Source organism: Janthinobacterium sp. 1L-D-8-B-C4 (assembly GCF_057291295.1).
Genome location: NZ_JBXAVX010000015.1, coordinates 143,065 through 158,913 on the forward strand (window position 1 = coordinate 143,065; position 15,849 = coordinate 158,913).

Here is a 15,849-nt window from a genome sequence, read left to right on the forward strand (position 1 = left end):
CAGGCAGATTCCATGCGATGATGTTTTTTCCGTGTTTTACGACCGCCTCCATGACCGATCCACTTGCCATTCCCGACAGCAGCGGCCCGCGCGCGGTTTTTTTGTGCGGCAAATCCTGGACCGCGTATGCCGGCACCTTCGTCATTGCCGTGCTGCTGTTCTTTGCCGCCCTGCCGCTGGCCTTCAAGTACAACACGCGCGCCGCCTTGATCGTGCTGATCGGCTCGGCGCTGATCGTCGGCTACCGTCTGCTGACGATCCGCAGCTATCAGCTGTATTACGACGAGGCCGGCGTCTGGCTGGCCTCCGGCATCTTGCCGTGGAAGAAAAGACTGACCGGCGTGCAATGGCGCGACATGGATCAGGCCGGCTACGAGACCAATTTCTGGAGCTGGCTGTTCCGCTCGTACACGGTACGCATCAGCCTGCGCACCAGCCGGCAAACGGTGATCCATGCCAGCGGCATGGCGCGCGGCAAGCATGCCGTGGACACCATCAATGCACGCCTGCAGGAAATGCTGCGCCAACACGCCATCGTCGTCTGATCTCATGTAAAAGTGGCGCAACGCCGGTGATTGATGCTAATCTTTGGCCCGCTACGGCAAGCTCGGCACGACTGTGCAATCGTTGTTTGTTACCGACATTATCAGATTAATATTTTCTGATAAACACAAATAACCAAATAATCAAGAGAATCCTTATGATGATAAGAAATAAAGTTGTGCTGGCAGCATTGATGATGGCGTTCACGCTGTCGCCAGCCAGCGCCGCCAAAAAACCGCAGAAAAATGCCAAGGCCGCAAAAACTTCGGTTGCCAAAAAAGCCGTCGTCGGCGCCACCGCCACGGCAGCCGCGGCGGCCGCCATCGCCGGTGAAAACAGCCGCGACCGCACCATGAATTACCTCAGCGGCCAGTTTTTGACCAAGCTGTGGCAGCTCGATCCGGAAAGCGCGATTTCGGCCGGCAAATATGACGGCGCCGCCAACCTGACCATCCCCGACGCCGCCAATCGCCAGCGCCAGCTGGCCTTTATCGACGAATGGCTGGACAAATTCGGCAAACTCGACGGCAGCAAAATGTCCGACAAGCAGCGTACCGACCTCGCGTTGCTCACCAACAAGCTGCAATCGGACCGCTGGTACCTGACCACCTTCCGCGAATTCGAATGGAATCCTGCCCAGTACAACGTGGCCAGCTCGATCGACTTCATCCTCAACACGGAATACGCTTCGCAGCCGCAGCGCCTGCGCACCCTGCTCAAGCGCATCGCCACCGTGCCGCAATACTATGTCGCCGCGCGCGCCAGCATTGTCAATCCGACGCGTGAACACACGCAGCTGGCGATCGCGCAAAGCGCCGGCGTGCTGACCGTGCTTGACGACCTGAACAAGGCAGCGCAGGCATCGATCCTGACACCGACCGAAAAGCAGCTGTACAACGCGCGCGTGACGGCGGCGCGCACGGCCGTGCAGGGCTATGCCGCCTGGCTGACCGAGCAGGACGCCGCGCTGGCGCAAAACGGCGCGCGCTCGTTCCGCATCGGCAAGGAACTGTACGAGCAGAAGTTCAATTACGATATCCAGGCCAGCGTCAGCGCCGAGCAGATGTACCAGAAGGCCCTGGCGGCGCGCGAAAAACTGCTGGAACACATGGACAGCCTGTCCGACGAGCTGTGGAACAAGACCATGGGCAATGTTGCGAAGCCGCAGGACCGTACCGCCAAGATCGGCATGGTAATCGACAAGCTCTCCAGCAATCACGTGGCGCCCGCCGATTTCGTGCCCGAGATCCGCCGCCAGATCCCGCAATTGCAGGAATGGGTCACCAGCCACAATCTGCTGACGATGGACCCGCAAAAGCCGCTGGTGGTGCGTGAAACACCGCCCTACCAGCGTGGCGTGGCTGGCGCCAGCATCGAAGCACCGGGCCCTTATCGTCCGCAAGACCGCACGTATTACAACGTGACCCCGCTCGACGGCGAAACGCCGGAACAGGCGGAAAGCAGCTTGCGCGAATATAACCACTGGATCTTGCAGATCCTGAACATTCACGAAGCCATCCCCGGCCATTACACGCAACTGGTGTATGCCAACAAATCGCCGTCGCTGGTCAAATCGATCTTCGGCAATGGCGCCATGGTTGAAGGCTGGGCCGTGTATGGCGAGCGCATGATGCTCGAATCGGGCTACGGCAACAATGAAGCGGAAATGTGGCTGATGTACTCGAAGTGGAATTTGCGCAGCGTCACCAACACCATTCTCGACTACAGCGTGCATGTGCTGGGCATGACCGAGGCGCAGGCGATCGACCTGCTGACGCGCCAGGCCTTCCAGACCAGGCGCGAAGCCACGGAAAAATGGCGCCGCGTTCAGCTGAGCTCGGTGCAACTGACCAGCTATTTCAGCGGCTACAGCGAAATCATGGACTTGCGCGAAGAGCGCAAGCAGGCGCTGGGCAACCGCTTCGTGCTGAAGGATTTCCATGAGCAATTCCTCAGCTACGGCAGCGCGCCGGTCAAGGTGATCAGGGAATTGATGCAGTAAGCCTTGAGCCTTGCTGATGCAAAGGGCGCTGCGGCGCCTTTTTTCATGCTTTTGCGGTAGCACGATAACTGGTTCAAGGCTTGGAAACAGAAATTCGATTCCCACCTGGAATGTAGCATGTCGCTACCCGCAAAAAAACCGCTGCTTCCGTAGGGAAGACAGCGGCTTTTTCATGGCCAGCAGCAAGACGTCTAGGACGCTTCTTCCGGCGCCTGGGTGGCCCTGACAAACATCGGCGCCACCAGCAGCCCCAGCTCGAACAGCAAGCACATCGGAATGGCCAGCGAGAACTGGCTGACCACGTCGGGTGGCGTGACGATGGCGGCGATCACGAAGGCGCCGACGATGATATAAGGACGTATTTCCTTGAGCTTGGCGATGCTGACCAGTCCCATGCGCACCAGGATCACCACCACCACCGGCACCTCGAAGGTGGCGCCGAAGGCCAGGCACATCGACATGACAAAATCGAGATAGTTTTCAATATCGGGCGTGACCGCGATCGACGATGGTGAAAAGTTGCTGATGAAATGAAACACGCGGCCAAACACAAAGAAATAGCAGAAGGCCACGCCGGCCATGAACAGCAGCGAAGACGAGATGACCAGTGGCGCGACCAGCCGCTTTTCATGCGTATACAGGCCCGGCGCGATGAATGCCCACAACTGGTACAGCACCCACGGCAAGGCAACGATGAAGGAGATCACCAGGGTCACCTTCATCGGCACCAGGAACGGCGAAATGACGCCAGTGGCGATCATTTTCGAGCCGGCTGGCAGCGAGGCGATCATCGGCGCGGCGATAAAGTCGTAGATCTGCGCCGGACCGGGCCAGTAAAACAGCACGGCGCACACCAGGGCGATGCCGATAGAGGCCTTGACCAGGCGGTCGCGCAGTTCGACCAGATGCGAGATAAAAGTTTCTTCCACCGGAGATTTGCTACTCATGAGTAAAAAGACGATGGGGAGGCGGCGCTGCGCGGCCGGAAGCGCGCCACGCGGGCCGCGGCCGACTGCACATGCTGCTTGCCGCCATGGCGCTGCTTGTACCAGCCGGGAATGGCAGAATTGCGTACCAGTTTCTTGCGGCGGAATTCGCGCGCCTTGCGCGCCAGGTCGTCCTGGGTAGCGCGCAGCATGGCTTCATGCGCATCGTGGCCGTCGTGGTCCTGCGCCGCATACACAGAGGTATCGCCGCGCCAGGCGTTTTCCACCTCGGCCAGGTTGCCGGAAATTGAATTTTCCACGCCATGCATGGATTTCTCCACGCTTTGCTTGACCGAATCGGCCGCCTCCTGCACTTCCTTCTGCAGGTTTTTCAGCTCTTCGAGTTCGATTTCACGCGTGACTTCGGATTTCACCTGATTCAGGTAGCGCTGTGCCCGGCCATACAAGGTACCGGCCATGCGCGCCACCTTCGGCAGCTTTTCCGGACCGATGACGATCAGCGCCACCACGCCAATGATGGCGATTTTAGAGAGACCGAGATCGATCATAAGCGTCCAAGTACTTCCTGCGGGCAGGGCACAAGCCCCGCCACGCTATCAGAACTTGCTTTTTTCTTTCGTGTCGACGTCGATCGTGCTTTTATCGGCCACTTGCGATGGCGGCACGGGAGGGGTGTTCGCCGGCGGTTTTTCATCGTCGCCCTTGACGCCATCCTTGAAGCCTTTGACGGCCTTGCCGATATCACCGCCCATATTGCCCAGTTTCTTGGTGCCAAAGACCAGCATCACGATCACCAGAACGATCAGCCAGTGCCAAATACTCAATGAACCCATCACATTCTCCTTGCGGGACAGTGCCCGAGTAGCGTCAACCAATGCCGATAGTATACACGCGAACTTCGTGCGTTGCGTAAAGTCAGTGCTGGCCGCGCCACGGACGCGGGCCGCCATACACATGCATGTGCAGGTGGTACACCTCCTGGCCGCCGTCCGGACCGCTGTTGACCAGCGTCTTGAAGCCGCCCGATGGCACGCCATCGGCATCATGGCTGACGGCGCAGCCAAACTCGGCCGCCAATTTTGGCGCCAGGCGCAGCAGCTTGCCCAATACTTCCACATGGCTGTCGTCGCAATCGGACAGGGTCGCCACATGGCGTTTCGGGATCAACAGCAGATGCACCGGTGCGGCCGGGTTGATGTCTTTAAAGGCGAGCAAGTCGTCGTCCTCGTACACGATGGTCGACGGAATCTGTTTTGCAGCGATCTTGCAGAAAATACAGTTATCCACGAATGCTCCAGGGTTGGTCAGTGTTTGTCCGCTTCGCCGGCGTCGCGCAGCTCATCCTTGCGTGCGGCTTTTTCCTCGAGTCCTGACAGGCCTTCGCGGCGCGCCAGCTCGTCGAGCACCTGTTGCGGCGTCAAATCGAACTGCGCCAGCATCACCAGCGAATGAAACCACAGGTCGGCGCATTCATACAGCACCTTGGACGGGTCATTGTCGCGCCGCGCATCCTTGGCGGCCATCACGGTTTCGGTCGCTTCTTCGCCGATCTTTTTCAGGATCGCATCGTCGCCCTTGGCAAACAGGCGTGCCACGTAGGAGGTGGCCGGATCGCCGCCATTGGCCAGCTTGCGCGATTCGATGACGGCAGCCAGGCGTTTCAGGGTGTCGCTCATTTTTTCGCCGCCGGGTAAATGGTTGCCGGATCTTGCAGCACCGGTTCGGTGATCTGCCATTCGCCGGTCTTTTCGTCGCCCTCGAACTTCTGGAAGAAGCAGGAATGGCGACCCGTATGGCAGGCGATGCCGCCGGTTTGCTCGATTTTCAGCAAAACCACGTCCTCATCGCAATCGAGGCGGATTTCCAGCACCTTTTGCGTGTGGCCCGATTCCTCGCCCTTGTGCCACAGCTTCTTGCGCGAGCGGCTCCAATACACGGCCTCGCCCAGTTCCACCGTGCGCGCCAGCGCGTCGCGGTTCATCCAGGCGAACATCAGCACATCGTTGCTGCCTGCCTCCTGCGCGATCACCGGCACCAGGCCGTGCTCGTCCCATTTGACCTTTTTCAGCCACTTTGCATTGCTTGCAACCATCGTTCCGTTCTGCATGTTATCTCTGTCCTATTAAACCAGGCGCATCGGAATGCCCTGCTGCGCCATGAAACGCTTGGCTTCCTGTACCGTGTGCTGGCCATAATGGAAGATGCTGGCGGCCAGCACCGCATCGGCGCGGCCCAGCTTGATGCCGTCGGCCAGGTCCTGCAAGCCGCCCACGCCGCCCGAGGCAATCACGGGAATGCCGACCGCGTCGGACACGCCGCGCGTCAGGCCCAGATCAAAACCGATCTTGGTGCCGTCACGGTCCATGCTGGTGAGCAAAATTTCACCGGCGCCCAGGCTTTCCATCTTGCGCGCCCATTCGAACGCATCGAGGCCGGTAGCATTGCGCCCGCCGTGCGTAAATACTTCCCACTTGCCGGGCGACACCTGCTTGGCGTCGATCGCCACCACGATGCATTGCGAACCGTGTTTTTGCGACGCTTCATACACCAGTTGCGGATTGGTCACGGCCGAAGTGTTGATGCTGACCTTGTCGGCACCCGCGTTGAGCAGGCGGCGCACATCGTCAACCACGCGCACGCCACCGCCGACGGTCAGCGGAATGAACACTTGCGAGGCGACCGCTTCGATAATGTCGAAGATCAGGCCGCGGTTGTCGCTCGATGCCGTGATGTCGAGAAAAGTAATTTCGTCGGCACCCTGCTCGTCATAGCGGCGCGCGATTTCCACCGGGTCGCCGGCGTCGCGCAGTTCGGTAAAATTGACGCCCTTGACGACGCGGCCATTGGTCACGTCCAGGCAGGGGATGATTCGTTTTGCAAGCATGATTAATCCAGATTGTCGCCACAATAAAACCAGGACGCGCGCGCCCCGGCGGTGCTGCATCAGGCTTCGGCGCCGTCTTCCAGGTCAAGGTCGCCGCTGAGCTCGTCGGCGCGCAATTGTGCCGAGGCCAGGTCGATCGTGCCTTCGTAGATCGAACGGCCGCAGATCACGCCTTCGATGCCTTCGTCCTGCACCGCGCACAATGCTTCCACATCACCCAGGTTGTGCAGGCCGCCCGAAGCGATCACGGGAATTTTCACCGCTTGCGCCAGCTTGACGGTGGCTTCGATATTGATGCCGCCCATCATGCCGTCGCGGCCGATATCGGTGTAGATGATGCTTTCCACTCCATAGGCTTCGAATTTTTTCGCCAGGTCGATCACTTCATGACCCGACATCTTGCTCCAGCCATCGGTGGCTACCTTGCCGTCCTTGGCGTCGAGGCCAACGATGATATGGCCCGGGAAGGCGCCGCAGGCGTCGTGCAGGAAGCCCGGGCTTTTCACGGCCGCCGTGCCGATGATGATGTAGCTGATGCCGGCGTCCAGGTAGCGCTCGATGGTGTCGAGGTCGCGGATGCCGCCGCCCAGCTGCACCGGAATTTCGTCGATATCGTTTTCCACCGCGAAATCCTGCACGGCCTTCAGGATCGCCTTGACGGCGCCTTCATTTTTCGGCTTGCCGGCAAACGCGCCGTTCAGGTCGACCAGATGCAGCCGCCGCGCGCCCTGCATCAGCCAATGGCGGGCCATTTCGGCCGGGTCTTCGGAAAATACGGTGGCAAGTTCCATATCGCCTTGTTTCAGGCGTACGCAGTGACCGTCTTTCAGGTCGATGGCGGGAATAAGCAGCATGGTCTGTGTGGTTTAAAGTGAGTGAGAAGCAAAAGGTTCTGGAGAGGAACGGCTCAGGGTTGCCAGTGAACGAAGTTCTTGTATAGCTGCAAACCGGCGGCGGCACTTTTTTCAGGGTGGAACTGGGTAGCGAAAATATTATCACGGGCGACGGCGCACGCGAACGGCTTGCCGTAGATAGTCTGGCCGACCGTATGCGCTGCCTCTTGAGGCTGAGCAAAATAACTGTGCACAAAATAGAAATAAGCATCGTCGGCAATACCGTCCCACAAGGCATGTGACGCCGTTTGCCTGACTTGGTTCCAGCCCATCTGCGGCACCTTGAAGCGCGAACCGTCGTCCTGCAGCTGGCCGTCGAGCTGGAAGCGCACAACCTTGCCTGGCAACAAGCCCAGGCCGGCCGCGTCACCCTCTTCGCTGCCGTCGAACAGCATCTGCTCGCCAATGCACACGCCCAGCACCGGCTTGCTGCCGGCCGCGCGCAGCAGCGCTTCCATCACGCCCGATTCGCGCAGGCTGCGCATGCAGTCGGGCATCGCGCCCTGGCCCGGCAGCACGATGCGGTCGGCGCTGTCGATATCGGCCGCCAGGCCCGAAATGCGCACGTCCGCTTCCGGCGCCACCGCGCGCAGCGCCTGCGCCACCGAGCGCAGGTTGCCCATGCCGTAATCCACCACCACAATTTTATTCATGTGTTTTATTCAGTCTGGAAATCTGTGAAGACGATGCCAAGTGAGCTTACAGGCTGCCCTTGGTCGACGGAATGATGCCGGCCGCGCGCTCGTCGAGCTCGGCAGCCATGCGCAGTGCGCGGCCAAAGGCCTTGAACACGGTTTCGCACTGGTGATGGGCGTTGGTGCCGCGCAGGTTGTCAATATGCAGGGTCACGCCGGCATGGTTAACGAAGCCGCGGAAAAATTCCAGCGTCAGGTCGACATCGAAGCCGGCGATCATCGCGCGCGTGAATGGAATGTGGTATTCAATGCCAGGACGGCCCGAGAAATCGAGCACCACGCGCGACAGTGCTTCGTCCAGCGGCACATAGGCATGGCCGTAGCGGCGGATGCCCTTCTTGTCGCCGATGGCCTTGGCCACCGCCATGCCCAAGGTGATGCCGACGTCTTCCACCGTATGGTGGTTGTCGATATGCACGTCGCCGGTCGCTTCGATATCGAGATCGATCAGGCCGTGGCGCGCGATCTGGTCCAGCATATGGTCGAGGAAGGGCACGCCGGTGTCCAGCTTTTGCTGGCCGGTGCCGTCGAGGTTGATGGCGACGCGAACTTGCGTCTCGTTGGTGTTGCGCGTGATGTCTGCGGTGCGGTTCATGAAGGGACTCTGGCGATTAGCTAAACGAGCGATGCCTTGAAGGCATCGTAAAAAAGGGTATTTTCTTCGGGGGTACTGACGCTGATACGCAGGCAGTCGGCCAGCACAGCATGCATTTTACTCATATTTTTGATTAAAACCCGGTGGGCAAGCAGCTTTGCGCAAACATCGTCGGCATCAGCCACACGAATCAATAGAAAATTTGCCTTTGACGGAAATACCGTCACGCCTGGCAGCGCCGCCAGCTGTGCCGCCAGCGCATCGCGCGCACTGTTGAGCAAGCCGGCCTGGCCATTGAGCACATCGAGGTGCTCGAGCACGAATTCGGCCGCCACCTGTGTCAGCACATTGACGTTATACGGTGGCCGCACTTTCTCGAACTGTTCCAGCAGTTTTGGTGCGCCCGACATGTAACCCAGGCGGATGCCGGCCAGACCCAGTTTCGACACGGTACGCATCACCACCAGATTAGGAAACTCCGGCAGGCGCCCCATGAAACTGTGCTGCGCGAACGGTTCATATGCTTCGTCGACCACGGCAATGCCCGTATCGCCGAGGGCGGCGATGATGCGCTCGATATCGGCGCTGGCGAACAGATTACCGGTCGGATTGTTCGGATAGGCCAAAAATACCAGCGCCGGACGATGCTGGTCGATGGCCGCCAGCATGGCGTCGAGATCGAGCGTGAAGTCCGCCTTCAGGGGCACGCCGACAAAATCCATGCCGGCAAATTGCGCCGAGCGCGCATACATCACGAAACCGGGCACCGGCGCCAGCAGCACGGCACGCCGCTGCTGGCTGGCGCAAGCCATCGCCAGCATCGAGATCAGCTCGTCGGAACCATTGCCCAGGATCACATCGTAACCGGCGGGCACGCCCAGCTTGGCGCAGACGGCAGCCTTCAGGCTGGCGTACGACGGCGGATAGCGGTTCAGCACTGCGCCTGCCAGGCGCACGCCCAGCTCGTCGCGCAAATGCCGCGGCAGCAGATACGGGTTTTCCATCGCATCGAGTTTGACGTAGCCGCTGGCGTCGGGCACATGGTAGGTGCCGATGGCGCGCACGTCAGGGCGTACCGTATTGTTAATTAACTGATCGAGGAAAGACATGCTGCAAACACTCCTGACATGAATGACAATTCAAACGGCCGCATCTTCCGGCACGGCCGCGCGGCGGGTTTTCCTGGCCGCCGGCTTTTTGGCGGCCGGCTTGCTGACGGCTTTCTTTTTCGCTGGCGCCAGCGCCGGTGCATCTTGCTCCTGCTGCAGCGCCGCGAGCCGCTGTTCGATAATGGCGCAGTAATCGGGATTGAGCTCAAAACCGACAAAATCGCGTCCGCAGCGTTTTGCCGCCAGCGCCGTGGTGCCGCTGCCCATGAACAGGTCGAGCACCACGCCGCCGGGCGGACACGACGCTTTGAGCATACGCTCGATGATTTCAAGCGGCTTCTGGGTCGGGTGGTCGGCCCGTTCCGGGTGCTCCTTGTGCAGGCGCGACACGCTCCACAAATCCTTCGGGTTGTAGCCCACTTCCAGCCATTTGGCGCCGATGAAGATCGAGCGCGAACGGGCTTTTTTGGTCGCCGCGTCATACGCGATGCGCACCGCGTCGAGGTCAAAGTAATAGTCCTTGCGCTTGACGAAAAAACCGATCGTGTCGTGCACCGACGAAAAGCTGCGCACGCTGCCGCCCATCGACGGCACGCGGCGGTCCCAGATGATTTCATTCATCATCGCCATGCGCTGCTTGAGCAGGACGAAGATCTCGGGCGAATAGCGCCAGGTGGTGAAAATATACAGGCTGCCATTGGCTTTCAGCTTGGGCAGCGCCGCATCGATCCACTGTTCGGTCCAGCGCAAATAATCGGCCACCGTCTGCTGGTCCGAGGCGTTGCCGTAGTCCTTGCCCAGGTTGTACGGCGGATCGGTCAGGATCAGGTCGACCGCGCCATCGGGAATCCGCGCCAGCCCGGCCAGCGCGTCTTCGCAATAGACCTGGTTGAGCCAGTCGCCCCGCTCCGCCGCCGGCGTCATTGCGGTTTCAAGCGCAGTTCGGCGCTGCGCGCGTGCGCCTGCAGGCCTTCGCCATAGGCCAGGGTGGCGGCAACCTTGCCCAAGGTCTGCGCACCGGCTTCGCTGACATGGATGATCGACGAGCGCTTCTGGAAGTCATACACGCCCAGCGGCGAGGAAAAGCGCGCCGTGCGCGAGGTCGGCAGCACGTGGTTGGGGCCGCAGCAATAGTCGCCCAGCGATTCGGACGAAAAGCGGCCGAGGAACATGGCGCCGGCATGGCGGATTTTATCGGCCCACTGCTGTGGATCGAGCGCCGAGATTTCCAGGTGCTCGGCGGCGATCGCATTGGCGATCGCGCACGCCTCGTCCATGTCGCGCACCTTGATCAGGGCGCCACGGTCGGCCAGCGAGGTGCTGATGGTGGCCTGGCGCGGCATGGTCGGCAGCAGCCTGGTGATACTTTCTTCAACGCGCGCGATATAGTCGGCATCCGGACATAGCAGGATTGCCTGCGCCAGTTCGTCGTGCTCGGCCTGCGAAAACAGGTCCATCGCCACCCAGTCCGGGTCGGTGCTGCCGTCGCACAGCACCAGAATTTCCGACGGCCCGGCGATCATGTCGATGCCGACGATGCCGAACACGCGGCGCTTGGCGGCGGCCACATAGGCGTTACCGGGGCCGACGATTTTATCCACGGCGGCGATCGTGCGGGTGCCATAGGCCAGAGCGCCTACCGCCTGCGCGCCGCCGATGGTGATCACGCGCGTCACGCCGGCAATCGCGGCGGCGGCCAGCACCATCTGGTTCTTGATGCCATCGGGCGTCGGCACCACCATGATGATCTCGGCCACCCCTGCCACATGGGCGGGAATCGCATTCATCAGTACCGACGACGGATAGGCGGCCTTGCCACCCGGCACATAGATACCGACCCGGTCCAGCGGCGTGATCTTCTGGCCCAGCACCGTGCCGTCAGGCTCCGTGTAAGTAAAGCCTTTCAGCTCGTCGCGCTGGCGCTCATGGAACACGCGGATGCGCTGCGCGGCAACCTGCAGCGCTTCGCGCTGGGCCGACGGCAAGCCGTTCAGGGCCGATTGCAGCTCGGCTTGCGAGATGTCGAAGGCGGCCATTTCGGCCGCGCCGCCATGCGGGATACGGTCAAAGCGGTTGGTGTATTCGAGCACGGCGGCGTCGCCGCGCGTTTTCACATCGGCCAGGATTTTCGTGACCGACGTTTCAATCGCTTCATCGGTACCCGCTTCGAACGCCAGCAGCGTGTCGAGCGACTGTTGAAAGCCATCCTGGCTTGAATCGAGCTTGCGTATCTGTATCGGCATGATGGGTTCCTGCTTGATTACTTTGACTGTGACGCGCGTTCAAACGCTTCGATAATCGGCTGCAAGCGCTCGCGCTTGAGCTTCAAGGCCGCCTGGTTGACCACCAGCCGCGACGAGATTTCCATGATGTGTTCGACTTCCACCAGGTTGTTCGCGCGCAGGGTGCTGCCGGTGCTGACCAGGTCGACGATGGCGTCGGACAGGCCCACCAGCGGCGCCAGTTCCATCGAGCCATACAGCTTGATCAGGTCGACGTGCACGCCCTTGGCGGCGAAATGCTCGCGCGCCGTATGCACGAACTTGGTGGCCACGCGCAGGCGCGCACCCTGGTGCACGGCTTTTTCGTAGTCGAAGCCGGCTTGCACCGCGACCGACATGCGGCAGGCGGCGATATTGAGGTCGATCGGCTGGTACAGACCTTCGCCGCCGTGCTCCAGCAGCACGTCCTTGCCGGCCACGCCGAAGTCGGCCGCGCCATACTGCACATAGGTCGGCACATCGCTGGCGCGCACGATAATGACGCGCACGTTCGGGTCATTGGTCGGCAGTATCAGCTTGCGCGAGGTTTCCGGGTTTTCCAGCACGCGGATGCCGGCCGCTTCCAGCAGCGGCATGGTGTCGTCGAAAATGCGGCCCTTCGACAGCGCCAGGATCAGTTGCGAGTCCGTGTTCAAACCATTCATGTTCTTGCCTTTTACTTGATGCGCACGATGTTGGCGCCAACCGCCGACAACTTCACTTCCATGCGGTCATAGCCGCGGTCGAGGTGATAGATGCGGTCGATCAGGGTTTCGCCGTCGGCCGCCAGGGCCGCGATCACCAGCGACGCCGAGGCGCGCAGGTCGGTCGCCATCACGGGCGCGCCGCGCAGCTGCTTGACGCCGGCGATAATCGCCGTATTGCCTTCGATGGTGATGTCGGCGCCCAAGCGGTTCATCTCCTGCACGTGCATGAAGCGGTTCTCGAAGATGGTTTCGGTGACGCGGCTGGCGCCGTTGGCGATCGTGTTCACCGCCATGAACTGCGCCTGCATGTCGGTCGGGAAACCCGGGTATTCGGTGGTGCGGAAACTTACCGGGTTCGGACGGGCCGACATTTCGGCGCGGATCCAGTCGGCGCCAAAGGTCATCGTCAGGCCCATCGCGCGCAGTTTGTCGAGCGCCGAATCGAGGATGTCGGTGCGTACATTGCGCAGGGTGATGTCGCCGCCGGTGGCCGCCACCGCGCACAAAAAGGTGCCGGTTTCGATACGGTCGGCAATCACCGCGTGGGCCGCGCCATGCAGCTCGGCCACGCCCTGGATCACCAGGCGGCTGCTGCCGATGCCGTCGATCTTCGCGCCCATCGCCACCAGCAGGTTGGCCAGGTCGGTCACTTCCGGTTCGCAGGCGGCGTTTTCCAGGATGGTTTCGCCGTCGGCCAGGGTGGCTGCCATCAGCAGGTTTTCGGTGCCGGTGACGGTGATCATGTCGGTAACGATGCGCGCGCCCTTGAGCTTGGCGCACTTGGCGTAGATATAGCCCGCTTCGATGCGGATCTCGGCGCCCAGGGCTTCCAGGCCCTTGATATGCTGGTCGACCGGACGCGAACCGATGGCGCAGCCGCCCGGCAGCGACACTTTCGCTTCGCCGAAGCGCGCCAGCAGCGGGCCCAGCACCAGGATCGAGGCGCGCATGGTTTTCACCAGGTCATACGGCGCTTCCAGGCTGGTGATATCGCTGCCGTTGAGCACCACGCGGTCGCCGTCCTGCTGTACTTTCAGGCCGGTCTGGCCCAGCAGTTTCAACATGGTGGCCACGTCGTGCAGGTGCGGCACGTTCGACAGTTCCAGGTCGCCGGCGGTCAGGAGGCCCGCACACAGGATAGGCAGCGCGGCATTTTTGGCGCCGGAGATGGCGATATCGCCGTTCAGGCGGTTGCCGCCGTTGATCAGGAGCTTGTCCATTGCTTATCCTTGGTATTCTTCAGGTGTCAGGGTTTTCATCGACAGCGCGTGGATTTCTTCGCGCATGCGGTCGCCCAGCGCCGCGTAGACGATCTGGTGGCGCTGGATCAGGCGCTTGCCGGCAAATTGCGGCGAGACGATGACGGCCTGGAAGTGCTGGCCGTCGCCCTCCACTTCGAGGTGAGTGCATTCGAGGCCGGCCTGCAGGTAGCCGTGGATCAGTTCTGGAGTGGTGGTCACGATAAGTCCTTGGAGATTTGAATTGGGTCGTCAATAGTATTAATGACGCAGGCGGTAGCCGCTTTTCAGCAGGCGGATCGAAGCGAACGACAGGATCACCAGGAAGCCGCCGACAATCGACACGCTCAGCCATGGATTGACGTCGGAGGTGCCGAAAAAGCCGTAGCGGAAGCCGTCGATCATGTAGAAGAAGGGGTTCAGGTGCGACACCGTCTGCCACAGCGGGGGCAGCGAGTGGATCGAATAGAACACGCCCGACAAAAACGTCGCCGGCACGATCAAGAAGTTCTGGAAGGCGGCCAGCTGGTCGAATTTTTCGGCCCAGATGCCGGCGATCAGGCCCATGGTGCCCAGCAGGGCGGCGCCCAAAAAGGCAAACACGACGATCCACAGCGGCGCCACGAACGACAGGTCGGCAAACCAGCAGGTGATGGCGAACACGCCAAAGCCCACTGCCAGGCCGCGCGCCACCGAAGCGAGCACATACGCCGAGAAAATTTCCCAGTGCGACAAGGGCGTCAGCAGCACGAACACCAGGTTGCCGGTAATCTTCGACTGGATCAGCGAGGACGAGGAATTGGCAAACGCGTTTTGCAGCACGCTCATCATCACCAGGCCGGGAATCAGGAAGGCGGTGTAGCTGATGCCGGGACTGGGCTCGACCCTGCCATCGAGCACATGGCCGAACACCAGCAGGTACAGCATCGAGGTCAGCACCGGGGCGGCCACGGTTTGCGTCGCCACTTTCCAGAAGCGCAGGGTCTCTTTATAGACGAGGGTGCGAAAGCCTGACGACATCATACGGTACCTTTATCCATGATCTGCAAGAAGATATCTTCCAGGTCAGCTTGTTGCAATTGCATTTCATCGATCACGGCACCGGACTGGCGCAGGCGCGCCAGGATGCTTTCGACTTCGCTGTATTCGTTCACGCGCAGGCTGAACTTGTTCGGCGCATGCGGCTCTTCGGGATGCAGCAGCAGGTGCTGCAGGTCGGCCGGCAAGGTACCGTGCTTGAGGTGCACCTGCAGCTGCGAGCCGGCGATGCGGCGGATCAAGGCCGACATGGTGTCGAGCGCCACCACCTTGCCGGTTTTCAGCATCGCCACGCGCTGGCACATCGCCTGCGCCTCTTCGAGGTAATGCGTGGTCAGCACCACCGTGTGGCCGCCTTCGCGGTTCAGGCGCGAGATGAATTTCCATAAGGTCTGGCGCAATTCCACATCGACGCCGGCGGTCGGCTCGTCGAGCACGATCACCGGCGGCTTGTGCACCAGCGCCTGGGCCACCAGCACGCGGCGCTTCATGCCGCCCGACAGCGCGCGCATGTTGGTGTCGGCCTTGCCGGTGAGGTCGAGGTTTTCCATTACCTCGTCGATCCACTTGTCGTTGTTCGGCAGGCCAAAGTAGCCGGACTGCAGGCGCAAGGTTTCGCGCACCGTGAAGAACGGATCGAACACCAGTTCCTGCGGCACCACGCCAACGCTGCGGCGCGCATTGCGGAAGTCCTTGACCACATCGTGGCCCTGAATGGTGACGCTGCCGCCATCAGGCCGGATCAGGCCGGCGATAATGGAAATGAGGGTAGTCTTGCCGGCGCCGTTGGGACCGAGCAGGCCGAAAAATTCGCCCTCCTCGATCGCCAGCGAGACGCCGCCCAGCGCCTTGAGCGATTTATAGCTCTTTTCGACATTCGTGATTTGAATTGCGGTCATGTGCTTGTGTTCTGGTGTGATGCGCCGCTTGCCGGAGT

Annotated in this window: 20 protein-coding genes; 2 read left to right on the top strand and 18 right to left on the bottom strand. The window is 61.0% G+C overall.

Annotated features, from left to right (window positions below):
* Positions 1–50 precede the first annotated feature (50 nt).
* Both AC0Z42_RS23220 and AC0Z42_RS23225 read left to right on the top strand, forming a co-directional pair.
* Positions 51–545 carry a hypothetical protein gene (locus tag AC0Z42_RS23220; protein WP_485470543.1) on the top strand — a complete coding sequence of 165 codons (495 nt, stop codon included), beginning with the start codon at positions 51–53 and terminating at the stop codon, positions 543–545.
* 158 nt (positions 546–703) lie between these two features.
* Entirely contained in the window at positions 704–2,545 is a 1,842-nt protein-coding gene (locus AC0Z42_RS23225) for a DUF885 domain-containing protein (RefSeq protein ID WP_485470586.1), read from the top strand.
* Positions 2,546–2,736: 191 nt separating this feature from the next.
* Here the strand turns inward: AC0Z42_RS23225 and tatC are convergent, their stop codons facing one another.
* The 18 genes from tatC to AC0Z42_RS23315 form a co-directional block, all read right to left on the bottom strand.
* A complete protein-coding gene (gene tatC / locus AC0Z42_RS23230) occupies positions 2,737–3,492 on the bottom strand; it encodes a twin-arginine translocase subunit TatC (protein WP_485470544.1) in 756 nt (251 codons plus the stop codon).
* Positions 3,489–4,040: a Sec-independent protein translocase protein TatB gene (tatB, locus tag AC0Z42_RS23235; protein WP_485470545.1), complete on the bottom strand. Its 552-nt coding sequence runs from the start codon at positions 4,038–4,040 to the stop codon at positions 3,489–3,491. The genes tatC and tatB overlap by 4 nt, the downstream gene beginning before the upstream one ends.
* 48 nt (positions 4,041–4,088) lie before the next feature.
* Positions 4,089–4,325 carry a Sec-independent protein translocase subunit TatA gene (tatA, locus tag AC0Z42_RS23240; RefSeq protein WP_308923053.1) on the bottom strand — a complete coding sequence of 79 codons (237 nt, stop codon included), beginning with the start codon at positions 4,323–4,325 and terminating at the stop codon, positions 4,089–4,091.
* An 82-nt stretch (positions 4,326–4,407) separates the two neighbouring features.
* Positions 4,408–4,779, bottom strand: coding sequence for a histidine triad nucleotide-binding protein (locus AC0Z42_RS23245; RefSeq protein ID WP_485470546.1), 372 nt, complete (start codon positions 4,777–4,779; stop codon positions 4,408–4,410).
* Positions 4,780–4,796: 17 nt separating this feature from the next.
* A complete protein-coding gene (locus AC0Z42_RS23250; protein WP_485470547.1) occupies positions 4,797–5,168 on the bottom strand; it encodes a phosphoribosyl-ATP diphosphatase in 372 nt (123 codons plus the stop codon).
* A complete protein-coding gene (gene hisI / locus AC0Z42_RS23255; RefSeq protein WP_485470587.1) occupies positions 5,165–5,584 on the bottom strand; it encodes a phosphoribosyl-AMP cyclohydrolase in 420 nt (139 codons plus the stop codon). Before hisI ends, AC0Z42_RS23250 begins: the two co-directional genes overlap by 4 nt.
* 30 nt (positions 5,585–5,614) lie before the next feature.
* Positions 5,615–6,376: an imidazole glycerol phosphate synthase subunit HisF gene (gene hisF, locus AC0Z42_RS23260; protein ID WP_485470548.1), complete on the bottom strand. Its 762-nt coding sequence runs from the start codon at positions 6,374–6,376 to the stop codon at positions 5,615–5,617.
* Between the two features lie 59 nt (positions 6,377–6,435).
* Positions 6,436–7,230 carry a 1-(5-phosphoribosyl)-5-[(5-phosphoribosylamino)methylideneamino]imidazole-4-carboxamide isomerase gene (gene hisA / locus AC0Z42_RS23265; protein WP_485470549.1) on the bottom strand — a complete coding sequence of 265 codons (795 nt, stop codon included), beginning with the start codon at positions 7,228–7,230 and terminating at the stop codon, positions 6,436–6,438.
* A 53-nt stretch (positions 7,231–7,283) separates the two neighbouring features.
* Positions 7,284–7,922 carry an imidazole glycerol phosphate synthase subunit HisH gene (hisH, locus tag AC0Z42_RS23270; RefSeq protein WP_485470550.1) on the bottom strand — a complete coding sequence of 213 codons (639 nt, stop codon included), beginning with the start codon at positions 7,920–7,922 and terminating at the stop codon, positions 7,284–7,286.
* 46 nt (positions 7,923–7,968) lie between these two features.
* Positions 7,969–8,559 carry an imidazoleglycerol-phosphate dehydratase HisB gene (gene hisB / locus AC0Z42_RS23275; protein WP_485470551.1) on the bottom strand — a complete coding sequence of 197 codons (591 nt, stop codon included), beginning with the start codon at positions 8,557–8,559 and terminating at the stop codon, positions 7,969–7,971.
* A gap of 20 nt (positions 8,560–8,579) precedes the next feature.
* Positions 8,580–9,668 carry a histidinol-phosphate transaminase gene (gene hisC / locus AC0Z42_RS23280; protein WP_485470552.1) on the bottom strand — a complete coding sequence of 363 codons (1,089 nt, stop codon included), beginning with the start codon at positions 9,666–9,668 and terminating at the stop codon, positions 8,580–8,582.
* Positions 9,669–9,698: 30 nt separating this feature from the next.
* Positions 9,699–10,592, bottom strand: a complete 894-nt coding sequence (locus AC0Z42_RS23285; protein WP_485470553.1) for a DNA-methyltransferase — start codon at positions 10,590–10,592, stop codon at positions 9,699–9,701.
* Entirely contained in the window at positions 10,589–11,911 is a 1,323-nt protein-coding gene (hisD, locus tag AC0Z42_RS23290) for a histidinol dehydrogenase (RefSeq protein WP_485470554.1), read from the bottom strand. The genes AC0Z42_RS23285 and hisD overlap by 4 nt, the downstream gene beginning before the upstream one ends.
* 17 nt (positions 11,912–11,928) lie before the next feature.
* A complete protein-coding gene (gene hisG, locus AC0Z42_RS23295; protein ID WP_485470555.1) occupies positions 11,929–12,594 on the bottom strand; it encodes an ATP phosphoribosyltransferase in 666 nt (221 codons plus the stop codon).
* 11 nt (positions 12,595–12,605) lie between these two features.
* Positions 12,606–13,856, bottom strand: a complete 1,251-nt coding sequence (gene murA / locus AC0Z42_RS23300; RefSeq protein WP_485470556.1) for a UDP-N-acetylglucosamine 1-carboxyvinyltransferase — start codon at positions 13,854–13,856, stop codon at positions 12,606–12,608.
* A 3-nt stretch (positions 13,857–13,859) separates the two neighbouring features.
* Positions 13,860–14,096 carry a BolA family protein gene (locus AC0Z42_RS23305; RefSeq protein WP_436548407.1) on the bottom strand — a complete coding sequence of 79 codons (237 nt, stop codon included), beginning with the start codon at positions 14,094–14,096 and terminating at the stop codon, positions 13,860–13,862.
* Between the two features lie 39 nt (positions 14,097–14,135).
* The gene (locus AC0Z42_RS23310; RefSeq protein ID WP_485470557.1) at positions 14,136–14,897 is read right to left on the bottom strand and encodes an ABC transporter permease; all 762 of its coding nucleotides are present in this window, start codon (positions 14,895–14,897) and stop codon (positions 14,136–14,138) included.
* Entirely contained in the window at positions 14,894–15,811 is a 918-nt protein-coding gene (locus tag AC0Z42_RS23315; protein WP_485470558.1) for an ABC transporter ATP-binding protein, read from the bottom strand. The genes AC0Z42_RS23310 and AC0Z42_RS23315 overlap by 4 nt, the downstream gene beginning before the upstream one ends.
* Positions 15,812–15,849: the final 38 nt, after the last annotated feature.

What these genes read in the sequence shown, in the direction of transcription:
- AC0Z42_RS23225 (WP_485470586.1), top strand. Translation starts at nt 704, where the DNA reads ATGATAAGAAATAAAGTTGTGCTGGCAGCATTGATGATGGCGTTCACG.
- tatC (WP_485470544.1), bottom strand. Translation starts at nt 3,492, where the DNA reads ATGAGTAGCAAATCTCCGGTGGAAGAAACTTTTATCTCGCATCTGGTC.
- hisA (WP_485470549.1), bottom strand. Translation starts at nt 7,230, where the DNA reads ATGCTGCTTATTCCCGCCATCGACCTGAAAGACGGTCACTGCGTACGC.
- murA (WP_485470556.1), bottom strand. Translation starts at nt 13,856, where the DNA reads ATGGACAAGCTCCTGATCAACGGCGGCAACCGCCTGAACGGCGATATC.
- AC0Z42_RS23285 (WP_485470553.1), bottom strand. Translation starts at nt 10,592, where the DNA reads ATGACGCCGGCGGCGGAGCGGGGCGACTGGCTCAACCAGGTCTATTGC.
- AC0Z42_RS23315 (WP_485470558.1), bottom strand. Translation starts at nt 15,811, where the DNA reads ATGACCGCAATTCAAATCACGAATGTCGAAAAGAGCTATAAATCGCTC.
- AC0Z42_RS23220 (WP_485470543.1), top strand. Translation starts at nt 51, where the DNA reads ATGACCGATCCACTTGCCATTCCCGACAGCAGCGGCCCGCGCGCGGTT.
- hisH (WP_485470550.1), bottom strand. Translation starts at nt 7,922, where the DNA reads ATGAATAAAATTGTGGTGGTGGATTACGGCATGGGCAACCTGCGCTCG.
- hisF (WP_485470548.1), bottom strand. Translation starts at nt 6,376, where the DNA reads ATGCTTGCAAAACGAATCATCCCCTGCCTGGACGTGACCAATGGCCGC.
- hisG (WP_485470555.1), bottom strand. Translation starts at nt 12,594, where the DNA reads ATGAATGGTTTGAACACGGACTCGCAACTGATCCTGGCGCTGTCGAAG.
- hisB (WP_485470551.1), bottom strand. Translation starts at nt 8,559, where the DNA reads ATGAACCGCACCGCAGACATCACGCGCAACACCAACGAGACGCAAGTT.
- AC0Z42_RS23250 (WP_485470547.1), bottom strand. Translation starts at nt 5,168, where the DNA reads ATGAGCGACACCCTGAAACGCCTGGCTGCCGTCATCGAATCGCGCAAG.
- AC0Z42_RS23310 (WP_485470557.1), bottom strand. Translation starts at nt 14,897, where the DNA reads ATGATGTCGTCAGGCTTTCGCACCCTCGTCTATAAAGAGACCCTGCGC.
- tatA (WP_308923053.1), bottom strand. Translation starts at nt 4,325, where the DNA reads ATGGGTTCATTGAGTATTTGGCACTGGCTGATCGTTCTGGTGATCGTG.
- tatB (WP_485470545.1), bottom strand. Translation starts at nt 4,040, where the DNA reads ATGATCGATCTCGGTCTCTCTAAAATCGCCATCATTGGCGTGGTGGCG.
- hisC (WP_485470552.1), bottom strand. Translation starts at nt 9,668, where the DNA reads ATGTCTTTCCTCGATCAGTTAATTAACAATACGGTACGCCCTGACGTG.
- hisD (WP_485470554.1), bottom strand. Translation starts at nt 11,911, where the DNA reads ATGCCGATACAGATACGCAAGCTCGATTCAAGCCAGGATGGCTTTCAA.
- hisI (WP_485470587.1), bottom strand. Translation starts at nt 5,584, where the DNA reads ATGGTTGCAAGCAATGCAAAGTGGCTGAAAAAGGTCAAATGGGACGAG.